Source organism: Paraburkholderia sp. CNPSo 3272, assembly GCF_024206495.1.
GTDB lineage: Bacteria > Pseudomonadota > Gammaproteobacteria > Burkholderiales > Burkholderiaceae > Paraburkholderia.
The window spans coordinates 69,554-88,230 of sequence record NZ_JAMBPQ010000003.1 but is presented as its reverse complement, the minus strand read 5'-3'; the positions used below and the strand labels follow the sequence as shown (position 1 = coordinate 88,230).

The window sequence follows — 18,677 nt, the reverse complement described above, 5'->3', positions numbered from 1 at the left end:
GTCATGCATCAAGCCGTCTCGAATCCGTCCGCGCCCGCGGCCTACAACGTCTGGCGGGGCACGCTCGCCGGGGCTAGCGCAAGCCTCATCGGCATTGGTCTCGCGCGTTTCGCCTATACGCCGTTGCTGCCCGCCATCATCGGCGCCCACTGGTTCCCCGCCTCGACTGCCGCCTACCTCGGCGCTGCTAACCTGGGCGGTTATCTGGCCGGTGCGCTGCTCGCAGGCGCGATGGTTCGCGCCGCCAAACCCGCCACGGTGCTGCGCGCGATGATGCTGCTCGCGACCATCGCCTTCGTCGCCTGCGCGGTGCCCGTTTCGTTCCTCTGGTTCTTCGTCTGGCGTTTCGCCTCGGGCCTGTCGGGCGGCGCTCTGATGGTGCTCGCCGCACCCACGATCCTCGCGCACGTGCCGGCGGCGCGCCGCGGCTTCGCGAGCGGCGGCATCTTCACTGGCATCGGGCTCGGCATTGCCGCCTCGGGCACGATCGTGCCGATTCTGCTGCGCCAGGGCCTCACGGCAACCTGGCTCGGACTCGCCGTCGTCTCGCTGCTGCTCACGGCCGTGGCGTGGAACGGCTGGCCCGAGCACGGCAGCACGCCGGCGCACGCTCACGCGCCCTCGCGCTTCGAACACGCCAAGGCTTACCCCCGCGCGAAGCTGCGCGCGCTCTATGCCGAGTACGGGCTGAACGCCGTGGGGCTCGTGCCGCACATGATCTTCCTCGTCGACTATGTGGCGCGCGGACTGGGGCGCGGCGTGGATGCGGGCGCCGAGTTCTGGGTGCTGTACGGCATCGGCGCGATCGTCGGCCCGCTAGCGGCGGGGCACCTTGCCGACCGCGCGGGCTTCGGTCCCGCGTTGCGCGCCGCCTATCTGGTGCAGGCAGTGGCGGTCGCGATTCCGGCTCTCGGCATTTTCGGTCCGGCGGGGCTGATGGTTTCCGCCGTGCTGGTGGGCGCCTTCACGCCGGGCATCGTGCCGCTGGTGCTCGGCCGCGTGAACGAACTGCTCGCGCACCATCCGTCGGCCGTGAAGGGCGCGTGGACCCGCGCCACGACGAGCTTCGCCGTGATGCAGGCGGTCGCCGCGTATGGCCTGTCGTTCGTGTTCTCGTCGAGCGGCGGCAACTACCTCGTGCTCTTCACCATCGGCGCCGCGGCGCTCGTGGTTGCGCTCTTCGTCGATCTCTTCGCCGCGTTGGGGGCCAAGTGAATACCACCGTCTCCTCACCCGCGGCTGCGCTGCGGCAGTCAAACCCGCAACCGCGCGGCTACTCGGAGCGCAATGCGCAATACTGGCGGCGCAATCTCGTCGTGTGCGTAATCGGCTCGTTCACGACGCTCGTGAGCCTCAGCATGCTGCTGCCATTCCTGCCGCTCTACGTTCGGCAGCTCGGCGTGAGCTCGCAGTCCGCCGTGATCCAGTGGTCGGGCGTGGCGTTCGGCGCGACCTTCCTCGGCACGGCGCTCACCGCGCCGATCTGGGGGCGCCTCGCCGACCGCTATGGCCGCAAGCCCATGCTCGTGCGCGCCGCCATCGGCATGGCCGTGGTGATGTCGTTGATCGGCGTGGCGCACAATGTGTACGAGCTCGTCGCGCTGCGTCTGATCGCCGGCCTCGTGGGTGGCTATGCGTCGGCTTCCACGGTGATGGTCGGCACCCAGGCGCCGCGCGAGCGCGCGGGCTGGGCGCTCGGCATTCTTTCCACGGGCGCGCTCGCAGGCAATCTCGTGGGACCGCTGGTGGGCGGCGTGCTGCCCGGCTGGATCGGCATTCGCGGCACCTTTTTCGCCGGCGGTGCGATGATCGCCGTGGCGGCGCTCCTGACCATCTTCGTGGTGAAGGAAGAGTTTCATCCAGAAAGCGACGCGAAACCGCACGCAAGCAACGCGGCGGCCGGTTCGGGCAGCGGTGCGCGCCGCCCCGACTATGCGGTGGTGGCCGCGCTGCTCGTGACTGCGATGATGGTGCTGCTCGCCAACATGTCCATCGAGCCCGTCATCACGGTGTATATCGGCAGCCTGGGCGTGGGCGCGGCGCATCTCGCGCGCGTGGCGGGCGTGGTCATGGCATGCTCGGCGCTTGGCAGCATGCTGACGGCGGCGCGCCTGGGCGCACTGGCCGACCGCTTCGGGAGCTGGCGCGTGATCGTCGCCTGCCTCGTGCTCACAGGGCTCGCGATGGTGCCGCAGGCGTTCGTCACTCACTGGTGGCAGCTCGCGGGCCTGCGTGTGGTGATGGGCATGACGCTCGCGGGACTCTTGCCTTCGATCGGCAAGCTCGCACGGCAGTCGGTAGACGAAAGCAAAACGGGCCGCATGCTCGGCTATTTGCAGTCGGCGCAATTCAGCGGCCAGGTGGTGGGCCCGGTGATCGGCGGCGTGATCGGCGTTCACTTCGGTCTGCACGCCGTGTTTTTCGCGACCGGCGCGCTGCTGGTCGCATGCGGCGGACTCGCGCACTGGGCGCAGCGCCGCGCTCACGCTTGAAACTGGAACGCTTCCGGAGGGAACGCAACATGAGCACTCAAGTGGACCAACGGGCGTTGCTGCGCTCGCTCGGCATTCAGAAGCCGATCATTCAGGCGCCCATGGCGGGCACCACCACGCCGGCGCTGGCCGCCGCCGTGTCGAATGCGGGCGCGCTCGGCTCGCTGGGTGTGGCGGCGATGAACGTGGAGAACGCGCGCCGCGCGATCCACCAGACGCGCGAGCTGACGGCGAGGCCGTTCAACATCAACGTGTTCTGCCATCGCCCGGCCACGGCCGACGCGGCCGTGGAGCGTGCATGGCTCGACTGGCTCGCGCCGGTGTTCGAGCAATACGGCGCGAAGCCGCCCGCGTCGCTCTCGGAGATCTACACGAGCTTCGTCGTGGACAAGGCCATGCAGACCATGCTGCTCGAAGAGAAGCCGGCGGTGGTGAGCTTCCATTTCGGCCTGCCGCCCGATGCCGTGATCGCCGAACTCAAGCACGCAGGCATTCGTTTGTATGCGAGTGCAACCAATATCGACGAAGCGGCCGCAGCGGTGGAGGCGGGCGTGGATGCGATCGTCGCCCAGGGTGTGGAGGCGGGCGGCCATCGCGGCGTGTTCGATCAGAATGCCCGCGACGACGGCCTCGGCACGTTCGCGCTCACGCGCCTGCTGGTGAGCGAATTCGATGTGCCCGTGATCGCGGCGGGCGGCATCATGGACGGCGCGGGCATTGCGGCCGCACTCGCGCTGGGCGCGCAGGCGGCGCAACTGGGCACGGCGTTCGTGGCCTGCCCGGAAAGCGCTGCGGACGAAGGCTATCGGGCCGCCTTGCTCGGCGACGCCGCGCGCCATACTACGTTCACCTCGGCGATCTCGGGGCGGCTGGCGCGCAGCATCGTTAACCGCTTTACTGCGCTTGGCGAGGATCCCAAGGCGCCGCGCATTCCGTCTTATCCGATCACGTACGACGCGGGCAAGGCGCTGACCGCGGCAGCGAAGGCCAAGGGCGAGTTCGGCTACGGCGCGCAGTGGGCGGGCCAGGCCGCGCCGCTCGCGCGCGCGTTGCCGGCGGCGGAACTGGTGGCGCAACTGGAGCGTGAGACGCGCGAGAGCATCGCACGGTTGCAGTCGGTGTGGGCTTGAGCAGCATTCGATAAACGCAACCGGGAAGATCGGCACGCGCGATGGATGCGCGTGCCGATGTTCCTTTACGCGGCGGCGAAGACGGCTTCAGGCAGGCAGAATCTGTGCGATCACCACGAGTTCGACGGGCAGATCGAGGGGCAGTCGCGCATGCGAGAACGCGGAGCGCGCGTGTCCGGCCTTCTCGCCGAGCACGGCGGCGAAGAGATCCGACGCGGCGTCGAGCACGCCAGGCTGCTCGAGAAAGCCTTCGGCGCTGCTCACGTGGCCTTCCATGCGCACGATGTGATGCAGCCGCTCGAAGCTGCCCAGGTGTTCGACGGACACGATGTTCTCCTCCAGTGGTGATGACCATTCGCCTCATGCGGGACCCTTCAGCATAGAACTAAAGCATCGGGCGCGAACGGGAGCAATCAGGAGAAAACGGGCATGCAACGCAAATTCGACGATCTGCTGCTAGGCAGCATCGAACTGTTCTGCCAGGCGGCGGAGCTGGGCAGCTTCACGCTGGCGGCCAATGCGGCGAGCGTCACGCCCGCCGCGGTGAGCCGATCCGTGGCGCGGCTCGAAGAGCGGCTAGGCGTGCGCCTGTTCGTGCGCACGACGCGTCAGATCCGCCTGACCGATGCGGGACGGCGCTACTTCGAGCAGTGCCGCCAGGCGCTCTCGCAACTCGTGGACGCCGAGCGCGAAGTCACAGGCGAGCAGACCACGCCGGCTGGCGTGCTGCGCATCAGCATGCCCACGCCCTACGGGCACTATCGCGTGTTGCCGCTCTTGCCGGCGTTTCGCGAGCGCTATCCGGAGGTGCAGGTCGACACGCATTTGAGCAACCGCAACATCGACTTCGCAGACGAAGGCTTCGACCTGGCGATTCGCGGACGCGCGCCCGCCGATTCCAACCTCGTGGCGCGCAAGCTCGAAGACGCGGAGATGGTGGTGGTGGCCACGCCCGCCTATCTGAAGCGCGCGGGCGTGCCCAAGTCCGTGGCGGATCTGCAGTCGCACGAATGCATACAGTTCGAACTGCCAAGTAGTGGGCGTCATCTTGCGTGGACGTTCGACGGCAATGCCAATGAAGATGGCGATGTGATCACGAGCGGAAGTTACGGAACGTCGGGCGACGCGCTCGCCGGCGTGACGCTCGCGCGCGCGGGAGCGGGGCTGTTCCAGACGTATCGCTTCGTGGTGGCGGACGACCTGCGCGAAGGCAGGCTCGTGGAAGTGCTGCGCGAGGAGGGTGGACGCACGCGCCCGTTCATTCTGCTGTATCCGCATGCCCGTTACCTGACGTCGCGCGTGCGGGCGTTCGTGGATTTTCTGGTGGAGCAGCTGGCGGTGCCTGCGATCGCGCCGAAAGTGCAGACCGGAACCGCGAAACGTTGAAGCGCGCCACGCGGAATAGCCTCGCCTCCGGATCGTTTACGCAAAACGCGGGGCGCGCGAAGCATGGTGCGTTCACTGGCCGCGCGAGTCGTCCTGGCGTCCGGACCGTCCCCGCGAGAAGGAGGTGTCAGATGAAAGCTTCTCGCTCGTTGTCTGCATGTCGTTCTTACTTCGGCCGGAACCGGGCGGCGTTCGTGACGCGACTGCGTCACCTCGCGTTGGGTGCCGGGCTCTTCGCCCTGGCGCTGGGAACCGTGCGCGCCGATGGCCTGCAGGCGATCCTGCCGCCGGCCTTCGCGACTGCGTCGACCGTGCCGTCCAATGGCGACGTCAATCCGTACGGCATTGCATTCGTACCGTTCGGCGTGCCCTCATGGAGCACGCTCAAACCCGGCGACGTGGTGGTGTCCAACTTCAACGCGAAATCGAATCTGCAAGGCACCGGCACGACGATCGTGAAGCTCGTTCCGAATAGCCAGCCGGTGACGTTCTTCCAGGGCGCCAACCTCGGTCTCACCACGGCGCTCGTCGTGCTGAGAAGCGGCTTCGTGCTGGTGGGCAACGTGCCGACCCCCGACGGCAAGAACGTCACCGCGCCGGGCTCGCTTCTCGTGATCAATCCCCAGGGCCGGCTCGTCAAGGAACTCAAAGATGCGCGGCTGCTCGACGGCCCCTGGGACCTCACCGTGCTCGACGGCGGACAAGTCGTGAAGGTCTTCGTCTCGGACGTCCTCGACGGCACCGTCGCCCGGATAGACCTTGCGATCGGCGAGGACGGCGTGAAGGAGTTGCCCTCCTCGACCATCGTCGCTTCGGGCTACATGCATCGCACCGATCCGGCTGCGCTGGTCGTCGGCCCGACGGGCCTCGCCTATGATGGCCAGCACGACGTGCTCTACGTCGCTTCGACAGGCGACAACGCGGTGTTCGCCATCTACGGCGCGGCGGGTGCGAATCATAGCGGCGGAGTGGGGCGGCTGATCTATCAGGACAACAACCATCTGCACGGACCGCTTGCCCTTGCGCTCGCGCCCAACGGGCATCTCGTCACGGCCAATGGCGACGCCGTGAACGCCGACCCGCAACAGCCAAGCGAGATTGTCGAATTCACCGTGGAAGGCCAGTTCGTCGCGCAGATGTCGGTCGATCCCACGACGGGTTCCGCGTTCGGGCTCGCATTTGGCGTGGACAGCCAGCACCACTCGCAGTTCGCCGCCGTAGACGACACCACCAATGCGGCAACGGTCTGGACGTTGCGCACGGGTAACTGATCGGCAACGACGCAACGTCGCTCCCCATGGCTCGCGCCGAAGCACAGGGGCGAGCCGGGCAATGGCAATCGATGAGCCGCATCGCGGCGAGCGGCCTTTCGGCTCTTTGGTTCTGTGCCGAACAAACGCAGGTAAATCGCGCACGTGGAGCCGCCGGACCGAAACCGGATGCGGCATACTGGAAAGTGCACCAGGCGTTTGCCCAAACAGAGAGCCGCGATGATCTTTCGCCAGCTTTTCGACCCCGTATCGTCCACCTATACCTACCTGCTCGGCGACCCCGAAAGCGGCGAGGCGCTGCTGATCGACCCGGTCTACGAGCAGGTGCCGCGCGACCTCGCGCTGTTGCAGGAACTGGGCCTGCGCCTGCAGGCGACGCTCGACACCCATGTGCACGCCGACCATGTCACGGGCGCGTGGCGCTTGCGCGAGCGCAGCGGCAGCCAGATCGCGCTCGCCGAGGCGGTGGGCGCCGAGGGCGTGAACCGTTCGCTGCGGCACGGCGATCGCATCGCCTTCGGCAAGCGGTATCTGGAAGTGCGCGCCACGCCCGGCCACACCAGCGGCTGCCTGACCTACGTGCTCGACGACGCGAGCATGGCCTTCACCGGCGACAGCCTGCTGATACGCGGCTGCGGCCGCACCGATTTTCAGGGCGGGAGCGCGGAACAGCTTTTCACTTCCGTGCGCGAGCAGATCCTCTCGCTGCCGCACGACTGCCTGCTCTACCCGGCGCACGACTACCGCGGCATCACGGTTACGAGCGTGGCGGAGGAGTGTCGCTTCAATCCGCGCCTGGGCGGCGACGTCGATCTCGGCGACTTCGCGGGCTATATGCACAACCTGAATTTGCCGCACCCCAAGCAGATGGCCGTCGCGGTGCCCGCCAACCTGCGCTGCGGCAAGCCCGAAGGCGACGCGCCAATCCAGGAAACGCCCGACTGGGCGCCGCTCACGCTGCGCTTTAGCGGCGTGTGGGAAATCGAGCCCATGGCGCTGCTGGAGCATGCGGCCGCGCTGCAGATCGTCGACGTGCGCGAGGCCCCGGAGTTCATCGACCAACTCGGCCATCTGCCCGATGCGAAGCTCGTGCCGCTCTCGCAACTGATGGCCCGCATCGACGAGCTCGATCGCGAACGGCCTGTCGTGGCGGTGTGCCGCTCCGGCGTGCGCTCCGCGCAGGCAAGCGTATTGCTGACCAAGGCGGGCTTCGGCAAGGTGGCCAATCTCGCTGGCGGCATGTTGCGCTGGAAGGCCGAGGGATTGCCCGTCGCGCCGTGCGGTCCCCTATGACGCCCTGGAGGAGACGAACATGACAGCCCACGACTTCGCCGAGTTTTCCTGGGACGAACAGGAGGACGTCAAGGCCGTGCTCGCGAGCCGGGGGCTCGACCTGCGCGAATTCCGGATCTCGGACCACGAGAAAACGGCCGACGGCGGCGAGCGCGCGGCGATTCGCCAGGTATCCGTTACGCGGATCGCCAACGGCAAGACGGCCACCTACGACACCGATCACTTCGCCCCATGGATCACGGATTTCGACGAAGCGCTGCAGGCCGGCGAGTTCGACGACTGAACCCGATGATCGAGAGCCGGCGCCGATCACGCCGAGGAGGCCACGTACGGTCCTCCGCGCATGGCCGGCGTACACTCTTGCCCTTGAAAGGAATCGGGCACGAGGAGCGAGGATTGCCATGACGAACGCCACGGTGACTGAGGGCCGGAACGAACACTGGCTCGTCGCGCGGCGAGATGCGCAGACGGGCATTGAGAGCCTGCGCGCGCATTTCAGCGGCCATGCCTACGACCCCCACGATCACGACGACATGCTGATCGGCTATACGGAGCAGGGGGTGCAGCGCTTTCAGTGTCACCGGTCGCTGCATACGAGCGTGCCGGGCCGGGCGATCCTGATCGAGCCGGGCGCGCTGCACGACGGTCACGCGCCCGAGCCGGGCGGCTTCACCTACGCGATGCTGTACCTCCCGCAGCCGTGGGTCGAGTGTGCGGCGCGCAGGCTGAACATCGCGGGCCTGGGCGGCGTGGTGCCCGCTTTCGGCCAGACGCTCGTTGACGACCCGCGCCTGACCGAGTCGATCCGCCGTGCGTTTCTTGCGCTATACGGCGAGGAAGGCCGGCTCGCGCGCGATGAGGCGCTCGACTGCTTGCTTGAGCGCCTGGGCGGCCATCTGCTCGAGACGACCGCTGCGGCGCGCCCCGCTTCGCCCGCCCTTGCCCGCGTGCGCGATCTGCTGCACGAACATATGAGCGTGAACATCGGGCTCGACGAACTCGTCGATAGCTCGGGCATCGACCGGTTTCGTCTGACGCGCCTGTTCCAGCGCGAATTCGGCACGTCGCCCCATGCGTACCTGGTGCGCTTGCGCCTGCGTGCCGCGCGCAGGCTGCTGGCGGCGGGCCACACGCCGGCGCGGGTCGCGGCTGAGGTGGGTTTCGCGGACCAGAGTCATCTCGGCCGCTGGTTTCGCCGCGCGTACCGCATGACGCCGGCCACCTATCGGCGCATGTGTGCGCGCATGTGATTGCGCTGCGCTCGCGTTACCGGCGGAACAGCCAGCTCGCCAGTTGTGTGCCGACGAATGCGCAAGCGCCGCCGGCAAACGCTGCGATGCCCAGCGATGGGTAGCGGGCCGTGAACGGGTGCACGCAGATCAGCGCGACGAAAGTGAAAAGCGCTGTGAACATGCCACGTTTGAACTTTACGGTGGTTTCTCGCACGGCGGCTCCTCGCGGGAAGGTCTGCGCTATCGGCTCAACGCGGCCTGAGCCCGTTGCAGCCACTCGCTATTGTGCTCGCGGGCGTGGCGCGGCCAGTGCTTCGCGTCGTGCACGATCTCGGTATAAAGCTCGCGCGAGCGCTGGCGGTCGGCGTCGCCGGGCTGCTTCGCCAGCCAGTCGGCGAACAGGCAACGCGGGGCGGCGTCGCTGGCACACGAGAGCGCGGCTTCGAACGCGGCGCGCGTGCCCGCTGCGCCGTTCGCGGCGAGCGCCCGTGCATACAGCAAGGAGGGATCCGGCTGCTGGCGGGCGACTGGCTGGACGGCGAACAGCTTTTCGAGCGTCTCCTGCGTGGCCACGGCATTACCGTTGACAAACTGGGCGCGTGCGAGGCCCTCGAGCAACGCGGGATCGGATGCGAACGGCCCGGTGGCCGCCGCCTGGTAATGCTCCAGCGCTTCCACGGCGTTGCCCGCGTCGAGCAGCGCAGCGCCCAGCCGCATACGGTGCGCGACGGTCGGCGCACGGTCGAAATCGTTGCGCGCTTCGCGCACGGCGCGGTTGGGGTCGACCAGTTGCGAGATGGCCCGCCCTGTCGCCCTCGCCCCGCGCGACTGGCGCAGGCTCGGCAGATAAATGACGAAGAAGTAGACGAGGCTGCCGAGGCCGGGGAAAAGAAACAGGATCAGCAGCCAGTACATGTTCTGCTGGTTGCGGATGGCATGCACTGCAAAGAGCAGGGCGATGATGACGTAAAGGCTGATTCCGAAAATGCGCATTGTCGAGAGGGCCCAGTGTGGTGCGTGATTGGGTGTGACGTGTCGCAAGCCGTCGAATCGATCCGAAGCTCGCGGATCGTTGGCGACGGCCATGCAGTTTGCACTGCAGCGATTCAACTGTTCAATGATACCCGCCGGCAGCTTGCGCTCGCACGCAAGTGCCGTGGATTACGACGAATGCGTCGGGTTCGAAATCCGTCTGCCGCCACTCCCTCGTCCATGATGAGTTGCCACATCGGGAGTTGGCCGCGCAAACCCTTACGCCCGTCGTGCAGCACACGGGTGCACCAGGCGGCACACGTTGCGCATGCATCGATTTTCGCAAGAGCTTGTTGCGTCATCTGTCTCTAATGCGTGTGCAGCCGGCGCCGTATACGCAGAGACTCTCGCAGCGCGTGCCCGCGAAGGCGGGGTGCCGCTTGCTCAGGCACGCTCCTCAAATCATTAAAAAACGACAGACTGATGAAGCTTTCATTTGTGCAAAGGCTTTGGTTGCCGCTGATCCTGAGCCTCGTGTGTCTCGCAGGCGTATCGATCTATGACGCGTGGCAGATGCGGGCAACGCGCATCGAGGAGCGCAAGGCGGATTTGAAGCACGCCTCGGAAATCGCGCTCGCCGTGGTGAAGTCATTCGGCGAGCGTGCCAATGCCGGCACGCTGTCGCAAGAAGACGCCCAGAAGCGCGCGATGGAAGCCGTCAAGGACATGAAGTATGGCGAGGGTGGCTACTTCGGCATTATGAATTCGCAGTACGTGCTGCTGATGAATGCCGCAAGCCCGCACCTGGTCGGCAAGAACGTCGGCGACTTTCAGGATTCGAACGGCGTTTATCTGTTCAAGGAAATCGTTGCCGTCATCAAGCAGGAAGGTCAGGGCTTCGTGTCGTATTCGTTCAAGCGCGTCGGCTCGGACGAGGTCGCGCCGAAAATCTCGTATAGCGTGGGCTATCAGCCGTGGGACTGGATTCTCACGACGGGTCTTTATGTCGACGATATCGACGCGGCGTTCCGCGTGACGCTCTATTGGAGCCTCGGCATTCTGGCGGTGATCGCGCTGGCGCTCTCGGCGGTCGTGGCGGTGGTGAACCGGGGCATCCTGCGCTCGCTGGGCGGAGAGCCCGCCTACGCGGCGCAAATCGCCAACCGCATTGCCGACAACGACTTGACCGCCGTGGTGGAGATTGCAGCGGACGACCGCTCGAGCCTGCTGTTTTCGATGAAGCGCATGCAGGCGCAGCTTACGCGGACCATCGACACGATCAAGCATTCGGCTGACTCCATCGCCACCGCGACCAACGAAATTGCCGCCGGCAATCAGGATCTCTCGCAGCGCACGGAAGAGCAGGCCGCATCGCTCGCGCAAACGGCGGCGAGCATGGAGCAGTTGACGTCCACGGTTGCGCAGAACGCCGACAGCGCCCGCGAGGCGAATCAACTCGCCGCGCAAGCCGCCGAGGCCGCGGAGCAAGGGGGCACGGTGGTCTCGCGCGTGGTGCAGACCATGGAGGACATCAACGCGAGTTCGGATCGCATCGCGAGCATCGTCGGCATAATCGAGAGCATTGCGTTCCAGACGAATATCCTTGCGCTCAATGCCGCCGTCGAAGCGGCGCGCGCCGGCGAGCAGGGGCGCGGCTTCGCCGTGGTGGCTTCGGAAGTGCGTTCGCTCGCGCAGCGTTCGTCGGCGGCGTCCAAGGAAATCAAGGAGCTGATTCACGAATCGGTCGAACGCTCGCATGCGGGCGCGGCTCACGTGCAGGAGGCGGGCGAAAAGATGCGCGTCATCACGCAGGAAATCCGGCGCGTGACCGACGTCATCAGCGAGATCACAGCCGCGTCGGAGGAGCAAAGCAAGGGCATTGGCCAGGTCGGCCAGGCCGTCACGCAGATGGACGAGGTCACGCAGCAGAACGCGGCGCTCGTGGAGCAGGCCGCGGCGGCGGCAAGCGCGCTCGCCGCCCAGGCGAACGACCTCAAGGGCTCCGTTTCGATGTTCCGGCTGACTGGCTCGCACGATGTGCCGGGTCGGCACGCCTTACATGCGTAAGCTCCCGCGCGGGCGGTGCCATGTCCCGCGCGCATGCGCATCCGCCGCTAATTTGCACGGACGGACCCAGCGCAGGCAGAATACGAAATTCCGGTCGACCCAAATGGGGCTGGATTCCGCGGGCTGGCGGCGCGTGCAGCGGTCCGCGCAACAATCAAAAATTGAGCTTAGGGGAAGTTGAACATGGTCGGACGGATTCTGGCGGCGGTATCGATGATCGGCGCACTGGCCGCCTTGGCGGGGTGCAACACGGTCGCCGGTTTCGGGCAGGACATCACAGACTCCGCCCGGGCCGTCCAGCGCGTTCTGTGAGCTTCGCGCCGGGTGGCATAATAGCCCCTCGGTCAAAGGTTACGGATGGGCTGGAGAGCGCTCCTGCTGAGTAAACAATGAAAGTCGATACGGTCCGCGGTTTTATCAGCAAGAGTCTGCGGGTTCCCCATCCGGAAATCGTCCAGGATGAGGTAGAGAGCCTTTCCGCTTATAAAAAGCTTTCGCTCGTGAAGAAGCAGCTGCACAAGTGGTCGATACTCTCATTGAACCGGCAGCTGGGTCTCTATACGGAATCTGCGCAGTTGCGCCCGGGCGCCCGGATCCTGTTGTTCTACAGCGGCGTCAACAACCTCGGCGACGCGTTGATGGACCTGTCCGGGCGGGCGCTCGTCAGCGGCACGTCGTACAAGCTGGACGTGGTGCTCGATCCTTCCCTGGCTGAGCTTTTCCGCCACGACCGGTATATTTCGAAAGTCTATTCGGATTACCGCGAAATCGATTTCGGCGAATATGATTTCATTATTCTGAACAAGCTCGGCATTGGCGTCATTAAAGAAAAAATCCGCTATGCCGCTCAAAAGAGATTTACGAGCCTGATTGGATGGTATGCGGGGCGCAATTTCAACCACATTCAGTTCAGCTACTACTCGTTCAACAAGATTCTGAATTCCGGGATCGAAGAAGCGGCGCTGTACAGAAACTCGCGCCTGACTCTCGATGCGCCGCAAAGCCAGGATTTTCCGGCGCAAACGTGGGCGGGCAGAATTGCGATTTCGGTAGGCGGGAGGGAGTCGAACCGTATATACGGCAAGTGGGCCGACGTGCTTGCCCGGCTAGATGACGATCCCGAGATGTCGCGCTATCAATATGTGCTGATCGGATCGGACAACGGGCTCAAGGAAGCCAGCGATCTTATGGCCAGGTCATTCAGGAACTTGAAACTCGACTCGCTGGTCGGCAAGTTGAAGATCCACGAATGCTATGCGCTGATCGGGCAGAGCAAGCTGTTCGTCGGCGCGGACGGCGGCCTGCTGCATATCGCGCACGCGGCCGGCGTGCCGACCGTCGCATTGTTCAGCGACGATATCGACCCGCGAACCCGCTACGTGGAGAACGACTTCTTCAGGTGTTCTCCGCTCATCGGGCCGACCGACGTGACGAGCATCGAGCCAAACGATGTGGTGCGCGTCATGAAAGGCGCGCTGCCGCGATAGACACGGCTGGCAATTTTCCCTGGCAGAGACCCATAATCCGGGTCTCACTGCTTTACACGAAATCGATCAGGAATCCTGTGGGAATCGGCAGCGTGCCGGTGGTCGTCCTGAATAAAAACTATTGTCATTCAGAATGATTAACAACATAAATAATGCCGCCGCTCATGGAAATCCCGTATAAATCCGCGTGACCGGCGAAAGCTTCGGGAAGGGTTCGAATCACTAGAATCCCCCAAACGATCGAGGCGGCGAGCATCGCGCCGCCGGCCCATCCTGACGGAGACAATCAATGCAATTGAGTTTTGGCGCACTGCGTCGAGTCGCACTCGCTGGTGGCCTGCTGTTTGCCATGGCGCTTCAAGGCGCGCATGCCGCCGACGATGCCGGCGACAAGATCACCATCATGGTCGGCGGTATTACGAAGCTCATTTACCTGCCCGCGCGGCTCACCGAGCAACTGGGCTATTTCCGCGACGAAGGGCTGAACGTCGAGTTGCTCTCGCAACCCGCGGGCGTGGACGCGGAGAACGAACTGCTCGCAGGCGCGGTCCAGGCTGTGGTGGGCTTCTACGATCACACCATCGACCTGCAGACCAAGGGCAAGGACGTCAAGGCGATCGTCGTGTTCGGCCAGGTGCCGGGCGAAGTGGAAATGGTGTCGTCGAAAGCGGCCGGCACGATCAAGTCGATGGCCGACGTCAAGGGCAAGACGCTCGGCGTGACGGGCCTGGGGTCTTCGACCAGCTTTCTCACGCAGTATCTGGCGAGCCAGCATGGCCTCGCCTCGAGTGCGTACACCTTGTTGCCGGTGGGCGCGGACGCGAGCTTCATTGCGGCCATCAAGCAGGGGCGCATCGACGCGGGCATGACGACCGAGCCCACCGTCTCGGCGCTGCAGAAGGCCGGCGACGCCAGGGTGCTCGTCGATATGCGCACGGTGGACGGCACGCGCGCCGCGCTCGGCGGCACCTATCCCGGCGCAAGCCTTTACGTGCAGGACGCGTGGGCCGAGTCGCACAAGGTTCAGGCGGCAAAGCTCGCGCACGCGTTCGTGCGCACCATGCAATTCATTCACACCCACAGCGCCGAGGAAATCGCCGCGCAAATGCCCGCCGACTATCAAAAGGACAAGGCGCTTTACGTGAGCGCGCTCAAGGCCTCGCTGCCGATGTACACCGCGGACGGCAAGATGCCTGCCGACGGTCCGGCGACCGTGCTGAAGGTCCTCTCGAGTTTCAATCCCTCGGTCAAGGGCAAGCACGTGGATTTGTCCCGCACGTACACGAACGAATTCCTCAGCGCGAAATGAAGCACGCCCGGAGCTGCCGTCCTGCGCACGCCGCCTGGCGGTTCGGTACCTGAGAGAGCGTGACATGGTGCATAGCCTGCGTGGGCGGTTGCTGTTGTGGTTGCTGGTGCCGCTCGCGGCGTTTGTCGTCGTGACGAGTTGCGAGTCTTACGATGCCGCGCGGCAGACCGCGGATCTCGTGCAGGACCATTCGCTGCTGGATTCGGCGCGCACGATCATCGAAGACGTCGACTGGGACAACGGCTCCCTCAGCGCGACGATTCCGCCGGCGGCGTTGGAGTTGTTCGAATCGCCCTGGCAGGATCATGTGTTCTACAAGGTGCTGGCCGGCGATGGCCGCCTGCTGGGCGGGGCGCCGGACTTGCCGCTGCCGCGCGCGAACACAGCCGAGGCGCCCGTGTTCTACGACACCACGTATGCGGGTTTGCCGATTCGCGCCGTGGCCTACGAGCGCATGCTCTACGACTCGGGCCGCGCCGAACGCGTCATGGTGATCGTCGGCAAGACGATCGCGTCGCGCGATGCGATGATCAACGCGTTGTGGAGGCCGCAGCTCGCACGCCAGTGGTTCATGCTGGCGCTCGTCGCGCTGCTCGTGCCGCTCGGGCTCACGCTCGAACTGCGGCCGCTCATGAAGCTCAAGGACGACGTTGCCGACCGCGAGCCCGTGCAACTGGAGCCGATCCGCCCGGATCATCTGCCATCGGAGTTGAGGCCGATCGTCGAGGCGATCAACCAGTGCATCGCGCGGCTCAAGGTGCATGCCGCCATGCAGCGCCAGTTCATCGCCGACGCGGCGCACCAGCTGCGTACGCCGCTCACGCTGCTCACCACGCAAACGCAATTCGCGAGTCAATGCGACGCGAACGATCCCGCGCTTTTCGACGCACTCACGGGCGTGCGACGCACCAGCCAGAAAATGGCGGAGCTGACGAATCAACTGCTGCTGCTCGCGCAGGCCGAATCGATGACGCAATCGTCGCCCAGCCAGACGCGCGTCGATCTCACCGAAGTCGTGTCTTCCGTGCTCGAAGAGATGGTCCAGGCCGCGGAACGGCGCGGCATTGATCTCGGCGCGGAACTCGACGACAGCGTGCACGTGGCGGGCAACACCGGCCTGCTGGCCTCGCTTGTTTCCAACCTGATCGACAACGCCATCCGCTATACGCACAAGGGCGGCCGCGTGACGGCCGTGTGCCGCAGCGAAGGGGAGCAGGTCATGCTGCAGGTGGTGGACAACGGCCCCGGCATTCCAGCCGAGGCCCGTGCGCACGTGTTCGAGCGCTTCTATCGCGTCGCGGCGGATACCGAGGGCACGGGCCTCGGTCTCGCCATCGTGCATCAGGTCGCGCGCTCGCACGGCGGCTCGGTGAGCGTTGCCGCGGGGGCCGAGCGCGCGGGTCTGGTCGCGACGGTGCGTTTGCCCGCCTGGCCCGGATGAAAAGACGTGAGGAGGGACCATGAAGCTGCTGCTCGTAGAAGACAACGCCGAACTCGCGCACTGGATCGTCAACCTGTTGCGCGCCGAGAATTTCACGGTGGACTGCGTGGTCGATGGCGAAGCCGCAGACTCCGTGTTGATTACGCAGAGCTACGATCTCGTGCTCCTCGACATGCGCCTGCCGCGCCTGAGCGGCAAAGACGTGCTCAACCGTCTGCGGCGCAGGCGCAATAACGTCCCCGTGCTCATGCTGACCGCGCATGGTTCGATAGACGACAAGGTGGCATGTTTCGGCGCTGGTGCCGACGACTACGTGGTCAAGCCGTTCGACAGCCGCGAACTGGTTGCGCGCATCAAGGCGCTGATACGGCGGCAGACGGGCGAGAAATCGGGCTGGCTGACGTGCGGCGACTTGCAGTACGTTTGCGACACGCGCGAGTTCCGTCACAAGGACGCGCCGCTCACCCTGCGCCGGCGCGAGCATTCCATCCTCGAAGCGCTCATGCTGCGCCAGGGCAAGGCGGTGCCGAAGCAGGCGCTCCTGGATCGCATCTGCAGCCTGAGCGACGAACCGAGCGTGGACGCGATCGACATCTACATTCACCGCCTGCGCAAGCATCTGGCGGAATCGAGCGTGCAGATCACCACGCTGCGCGGCCTCGGCTACATCCTTCGCGTGAAAGAGCCGGTGGCGGCCTGAGCAGGCCGGACGTTTTTCCGGTATTGGTGGATGTACTTAGGAATACCCATCGTTCGTGAAAGAATCGCGAAGGATTCACCTCTCTACTATTCGTCTCACCCGCTGATTCACACGGCTCGCCGCAACCGGTGAGTGATGGCAGCGGGTCCATGAAAACTTCCAACGAAGCAACCCCTGGAGACGATCTTGAAGAGAAAACAACTTGCTGTCGCTGCAGTAGGCGCGACCTTCGGTGCACTGGCAGCGAGCGGCGCACACGCGCAATCGAGCGTTCAACTGTACGGCCTCATCGACCTGAGCGTCCCCACTTATCAATCGCACGCGGACGCCAACGGCAACCACGTGATCGGCATGGGCATTGCCGGCGAACCGTGGTTCAGCGGCAGCCGCTGGGGCTTGAAGGGCGCAGAAGACATCGGCGGCGGCACGAAGGTGATCTTCCGGCTCGAAAGCGAATACCGCGTGAGCGACGGCCAGATGGAAGACCCGGGCCAGATCTTCGACCGTGACGCCTGGGTCGGCGTGGAAGACGAGCGCTTCGGCAAGCTCACGGCGGGCTTCCAGAACACCATCGCGCGTGACGCCGCGGCCATTTACGGCGACCCGTACGGCAACGCGAAGCTCACGACGGAAGAGGGCGGCTGGACCAACGCCAACAACTTCAAGCAGATGATTTTCTACGCGGCGAGCGCAACGGGCACCCGTTACGAAAACGGCCTGGCGTGGAAGAAGGTCTTCGATAACGGTATTTACGCGGCAGCGGGCTACGCTTTCGGCAATTCGACGAGCTTCGGCAATAACGCGAACTATCAGTTCGCACTCGGCTACAACGCCCCGACGTGGACGGCCTCGACCTTCTATAACCACGTGAACCGCGACGGCAACTCGAACCAGGCGTTCTCGGTTGGCGGCAACTACACGATCGGCATCGTGCGCGCCAATGCGGGCTACTTCCGCTACTGGGGCAATCAGGGGGCGCTCGGCCAGCGTCAGGACAATGCGTGGACGGTCTCGTTCAAGCTCGTGCCGAAGGGCGCGCTGGACTACGAACTCGGCTATCAGCAAATGCGCACGCACAACGCCGCGTATAACGTCGATGGCGATATTCCGAACGCCAACATCGGCGCATTCGATCCCGCGAGCGGGCTGCACAACGGTTTCAAGGAGACGCTGTACGGCTCGATCTTCTATCACCTGTCCAAGCGCACCGAGGTGTATCTGGCGGGCGACTACATGAAGCTGCACGGCGGCTATACGGTGGGCACGACCTTCGGCGCGACCAACCAGGTCGAAGTGACGACGGGCGTGCGCACGCGCTTCTGATCGGACTTTTCAACCGTCCTCAAAGTACGCGGGGCTCGATTCGTCAGGCGAATCGAGCCCCGTCGTGCTTTCTGCGGCATCAACCCGCGTCTACGCAGGCAATGCTCGGCGCCGTATAGGCGGACGGGTAAGGCGACTCCGGTCCGCTCACGAGCCTCAGACGCTGCATGGCGAGGACATCGGCTTGCACCTGCTCGCGACGCGTGAGCGCCGCCAATTCGCCGGCGGGCTGTGATTCGTTCACGCTGCAAAGCAAATTTCTTCCGCTCGATAACTGCACAGGCGTCTGGTAGGCCGAACCCGGCGGCCCGGCCAGCGCGCCGGCACTCCACAGCGCCGCGGCACAAACGACGGCGCATCCTGGCAAGACGATTTTCATGGCTCGCTCCTCACGTTGCGGTGATTCATCTTCTGCCAACGATCGGCGCCGTTCCAGAGCGAATTCTGAAAATCACTCTTGCCATGCACTCAATGGTCGGGCCGAGGCAGGCCGAGATTTCGGCCTGCGGCTCGGGCCGATTCTGAAATCGCGGCTCGCTGGCCGGCGCGAGCTGCGTGGCATTCCCGGAAATAT

17 protein-coding genes and 1 pseudogene are annotated in these 18,677 nt (G+C 65.1%); 14 read left to right on the top strand and 4 right to left on the bottom strand.

Going from position 1 to position 18,677, the window contains the following annotated elements:
• Nucleotides 1–3 precede the first annotated feature (3 nt).
• From M3I53_RS04810 to M3I53_RS04800, 3 genes are read left to right on the top strand one after another with little or no spacing between them, the layout of a single operon-like run.
• Entirely contained in the window at nucleotides 4–1,215 is a 1,212-nt protein-coding gene (locus tag M3I53_RS04810; RefSeq protein ID WP_254314815.1) for a YbfB/YjiJ family MFS transporter, read from the top strand.
• Nucleotides 1,212–2,492, top strand: a complete 1,281-nt coding sequence (locus M3I53_RS04805) for an MFS transporter (RefSeq protein ID WP_254314814.1) — start codon at nucleotides 1,212–1,214, stop codon at nucleotides 2,490–2,492. The genes M3I53_RS04810 and M3I53_RS04805 overlap by 4 nt, the downstream gene beginning before the upstream one ends.
• Nucleotides 2,493–2,521: 29 nt before the next feature.
• Nucleotides 2,522–3,622 (top strand): nitronate monooxygenase family protein, encoded by a 1,101-nt coding sequence (locus tag M3I53_RS04800; protein ID WP_254314813.1) that lies wholly within the window; start codon nucleotides 2,522–2,524, stop codon nucleotides 3,620–3,622.
• Nucleotides 3,623–3,709: 87 nt separating this feature from the next.
• On the opposite strand, the pseudogene M3I53_RS04795 reads toward M3I53_RS04800, so the two are convergent.
• A pseudogene (locus tag M3I53_RS04795) lies at nucleotides 3,710–3,937 on the bottom strand (RidA family protein); the annotation flags it as partial.
• A 114-nt stretch (nucleotides 3,938–4,051) separates the two neighbouring features.
• Between M3I53_RS04795 and M3I53_RS04790 the strand changes: the two are divergent.
• From M3I53_RS04790 to M3I53_RS04770, 5 genes are all read left to right on the top strand, one after another.
• Nucleotides 4,052–5,008, top strand: coding sequence for a LysR family transcriptional regulator (locus tag M3I53_RS04790; protein WP_254314812.1), 957 nt, complete (start codon nucleotides 4,052–4,054; stop codon nucleotides 5,006–5,008).
• A gap of 131 nt (nucleotides 5,009–5,139) precedes the next feature.
• Entirely contained in the window at nucleotides 5,140–6,279 is a 1,140-nt protein-coding gene (locus M3I53_RS04785) for a hypothetical protein (protein WP_254314811.1), read from the top strand.
• 219 nt (nucleotides 6,280–6,498) lie between these two features.
• Entirely contained in the window at nucleotides 6,499–7,572 is a 1,074-nt protein-coding gene (locus M3I53_RS04780) for an MBL fold metallo-hydrolase (protein ID WP_254314810.1), read from the top strand.
• Between the two features lie 19 nt (nucleotides 7,573–7,591).
• Complete coding sequence (locus tag M3I53_RS04775) at nucleotides 7,592–7,855, top strand: hypothetical protein (protein ID WP_254314809.1); 264 nt, start codon at nucleotides 7,592–7,594, stop codon at nucleotides 7,853–7,855.
• A gap of 118 nt (nucleotides 7,856–7,973) precedes the next feature.
• Entirely contained in the window at nucleotides 7,974–8,822 is an 849-nt protein-coding gene (locus M3I53_RS04770; protein WP_254314808.1) for an AraC family transcriptional regulator, read from the top strand.
• Nucleotides 8,823–8,838: 16 nt separating this feature from the next.
• On the opposite strand, the gene M3I53_RS04765 is transcribed toward M3I53_RS04770, so the two are convergent.
• Nucleotides 8,839–9,018 carry a hypothetical protein gene (locus M3I53_RS04765; protein WP_254314807.1) on the bottom strand — a complete coding sequence of 60 codons (180 nt, stop codon included), beginning with the start codon at nucleotides 9,016–9,018 and terminating at the stop codon, nucleotides 8,839–8,841.
• Between the two features lie 26 nt (nucleotides 9,019–9,044).
• Complete coding sequence (locus M3I53_RS04760; protein WP_254314806.1) at nucleotides 9,045–9,797, bottom strand: hypothetical protein; 753 nt, start codon at nucleotides 9,795–9,797, stop codon at nucleotides 9,045–9,047.
• A gap of 462 nt (nucleotides 9,798–10,259) precedes the next feature.
• Between M3I53_RS04760 and M3I53_RS04755 the strand changes: the two genes are divergently transcribed.
• The 6 genes from M3I53_RS04755 to M3I53_RS04730 all read left to right on the top strand — a co-directional run bounded on the left by M3I53_RS04755 (nucleotide 10,260) and on the right by M3I53_RS04730 (nucleotide 18,103).
• The gene (locus M3I53_RS04755) at nucleotides 10,260–11,843 is read left to right on the top strand and encodes a methyl-accepting chemotaxis protein (protein WP_254314805.1); all 1,584 of its coding nucleotides are present in this window, start codon (nucleotides 10,260–10,262) and stop codon (nucleotides 11,841–11,843) included.
• Nucleotides 11,844–12,232: 389 nt separating this feature from the next.
• A complete protein-coding gene (locus M3I53_RS04750; protein ID WP_254314804.1) occupies nucleotides 12,233–13,330 on the top strand; it encodes a glycosyltransferase family 9 protein in 1,098 nt (365 codons plus the stop codon).
• A gap of 349 nt (nucleotides 13,331–13,679) precedes the next feature.
• Nucleotides 13,680–14,639: an ABC transporter substrate-binding protein gene (locus M3I53_RS04745; RefSeq protein ID WP_375542471.1), complete on the top strand. Its 960-nt coding sequence runs from the start codon at nucleotides 13,680–13,682 to the stop codon at nucleotides 14,637–14,639.
• A gap of 64 nt (nucleotides 14,640–14,703) precedes the next feature.
• A complete protein-coding gene (locus M3I53_RS04740) occupies nucleotides 14,704–16,080 on the top strand; it encodes a sensor histidine kinase (protein WP_254314802.1) in 1,377 nt (458 codons plus the stop codon).
• 19 nt (nucleotides 16,081–16,099) lie between these two features.
• On the top strand, nucleotides 16,100–16,780 hold the full coding sequence (locus M3I53_RS04735) for a response regulator (RefSeq protein ID WP_254314801.1): 681 nt from the start codon (nucleotides 16,100–16,102) through the stop codon (nucleotides 16,778–16,780).
• A gap of 174 nt (nucleotides 16,781–16,954) precedes the next feature.
• Nucleotides 16,955–18,103 (top strand): porin, encoded by a 1,149-nt coding sequence (locus M3I53_RS04730; RefSeq protein WP_375542470.1) that lies wholly within the window; start codon nucleotides 16,955–16,957, stop codon nucleotides 18,101–18,103.
• Between the two features lie 79 nt (nucleotides 18,104–18,182).
• On the opposite strand, the gene M3I53_RS04725 is transcribed toward M3I53_RS04730, so the two are convergent.
• A complete protein-coding gene (locus M3I53_RS04725) occupies nucleotides 18,183–18,482 on the bottom strand; it encodes a hypothetical protein (protein ID WP_254314800.1) in 300 nt (99 codons plus the stop codon).
• Nucleotides 18,483–18,677 lie beyond the last annotated feature (195 nt).

Coding starts and splice junctions, on each gene's coding strand:
- M3I53_RS04810 (WP_254314815.1), top strand. CDS start 4: ATGCATCAAGCCGTCTCGAATCCGTCCGCGCCCGCGGCCTACAACGTC.
- M3I53_RS04800 (WP_254314813.1), top strand. CDS start 2,522: ATGAGCACTCAAGTGGACCAACGGGCGTTGCTGCGCTCGCTCGGCATT.
- M3I53_RS04790 (WP_254314812.1), top strand. CDS start 4,052: ATGCAACGCAAATTCGACGATCTGCTGCTAGGCAGCATCGAACTGTTC.
- M3I53_RS04785 (WP_254314811.1), top strand. CDS start 5,140: ATGAAAGCTTCTCGCTCGTTGTCTGCATGTCGTTCTTACTTCGGCCGG.
- M3I53_RS04780 (WP_254314810.1), top strand. CDS start 6,499: ATGATCTTTCGCCAGCTTTTCGACCCCGTATCGTCCACCTATACCTAC.
- M3I53_RS04775 (WP_254314809.1), top strand. CDS start 7,592: ATGACAGCCCACGACTTCGCCGAGTTTTCCTGGGACGAACAGGAGGAC.
- M3I53_RS04770 (WP_254314808.1), top strand. CDS start 7,974: ATGACGAACGCCACGGTGACTGAGGGCCGGAACGAACACTGGCTCGTC.
- M3I53_RS04760 (WP_254314806.1), bottom strand. CDS start 9,797: ATGCGCATTTTCGGAATCAGCCTTTACGTCATCATCGCCCTGCTCTTT.
- M3I53_RS04755 (WP_254314805.1), top strand. CDS start 10,260: ATGAAGCTTTCATTTGTGCAAAGGCTTTGGTTGCCGCTGATCCTGAGC.
- M3I53_RS04750 (WP_254314804.1), top strand. CDS start 12,233: ATGAAAGTCGATACGGTCCGCGGTTTTATCAGCAAGAGTCTGCGGGTT.
- M3I53_RS04745 (WP_375542471.1), top strand. CDS start 13,680: ATGGCGCTTCAAGGCGCGCATGCCGCCGACGATGCCGGCGACAAGATC.
- M3I53_RS04740 (WP_254314802.1), top strand. CDS start 14,704: ATGGTGCATAGCCTGCGTGGGCGGTTGCTGTTGTGGTTGCTGGTGCCG.
- M3I53_RS04735 (WP_254314801.1), top strand. CDS start 16,100: ATGAAGCTGCTGCTCGTAGAAGACAACGCCGAACTCGCGCACTGGATC.
- M3I53_RS04725 (WP_254314800.1), bottom strand. CDS start 18,482: ATGAAAATCGTCTTGCCAGGATGCGCCGTCGTTTGTGCCGCGGCGCTG.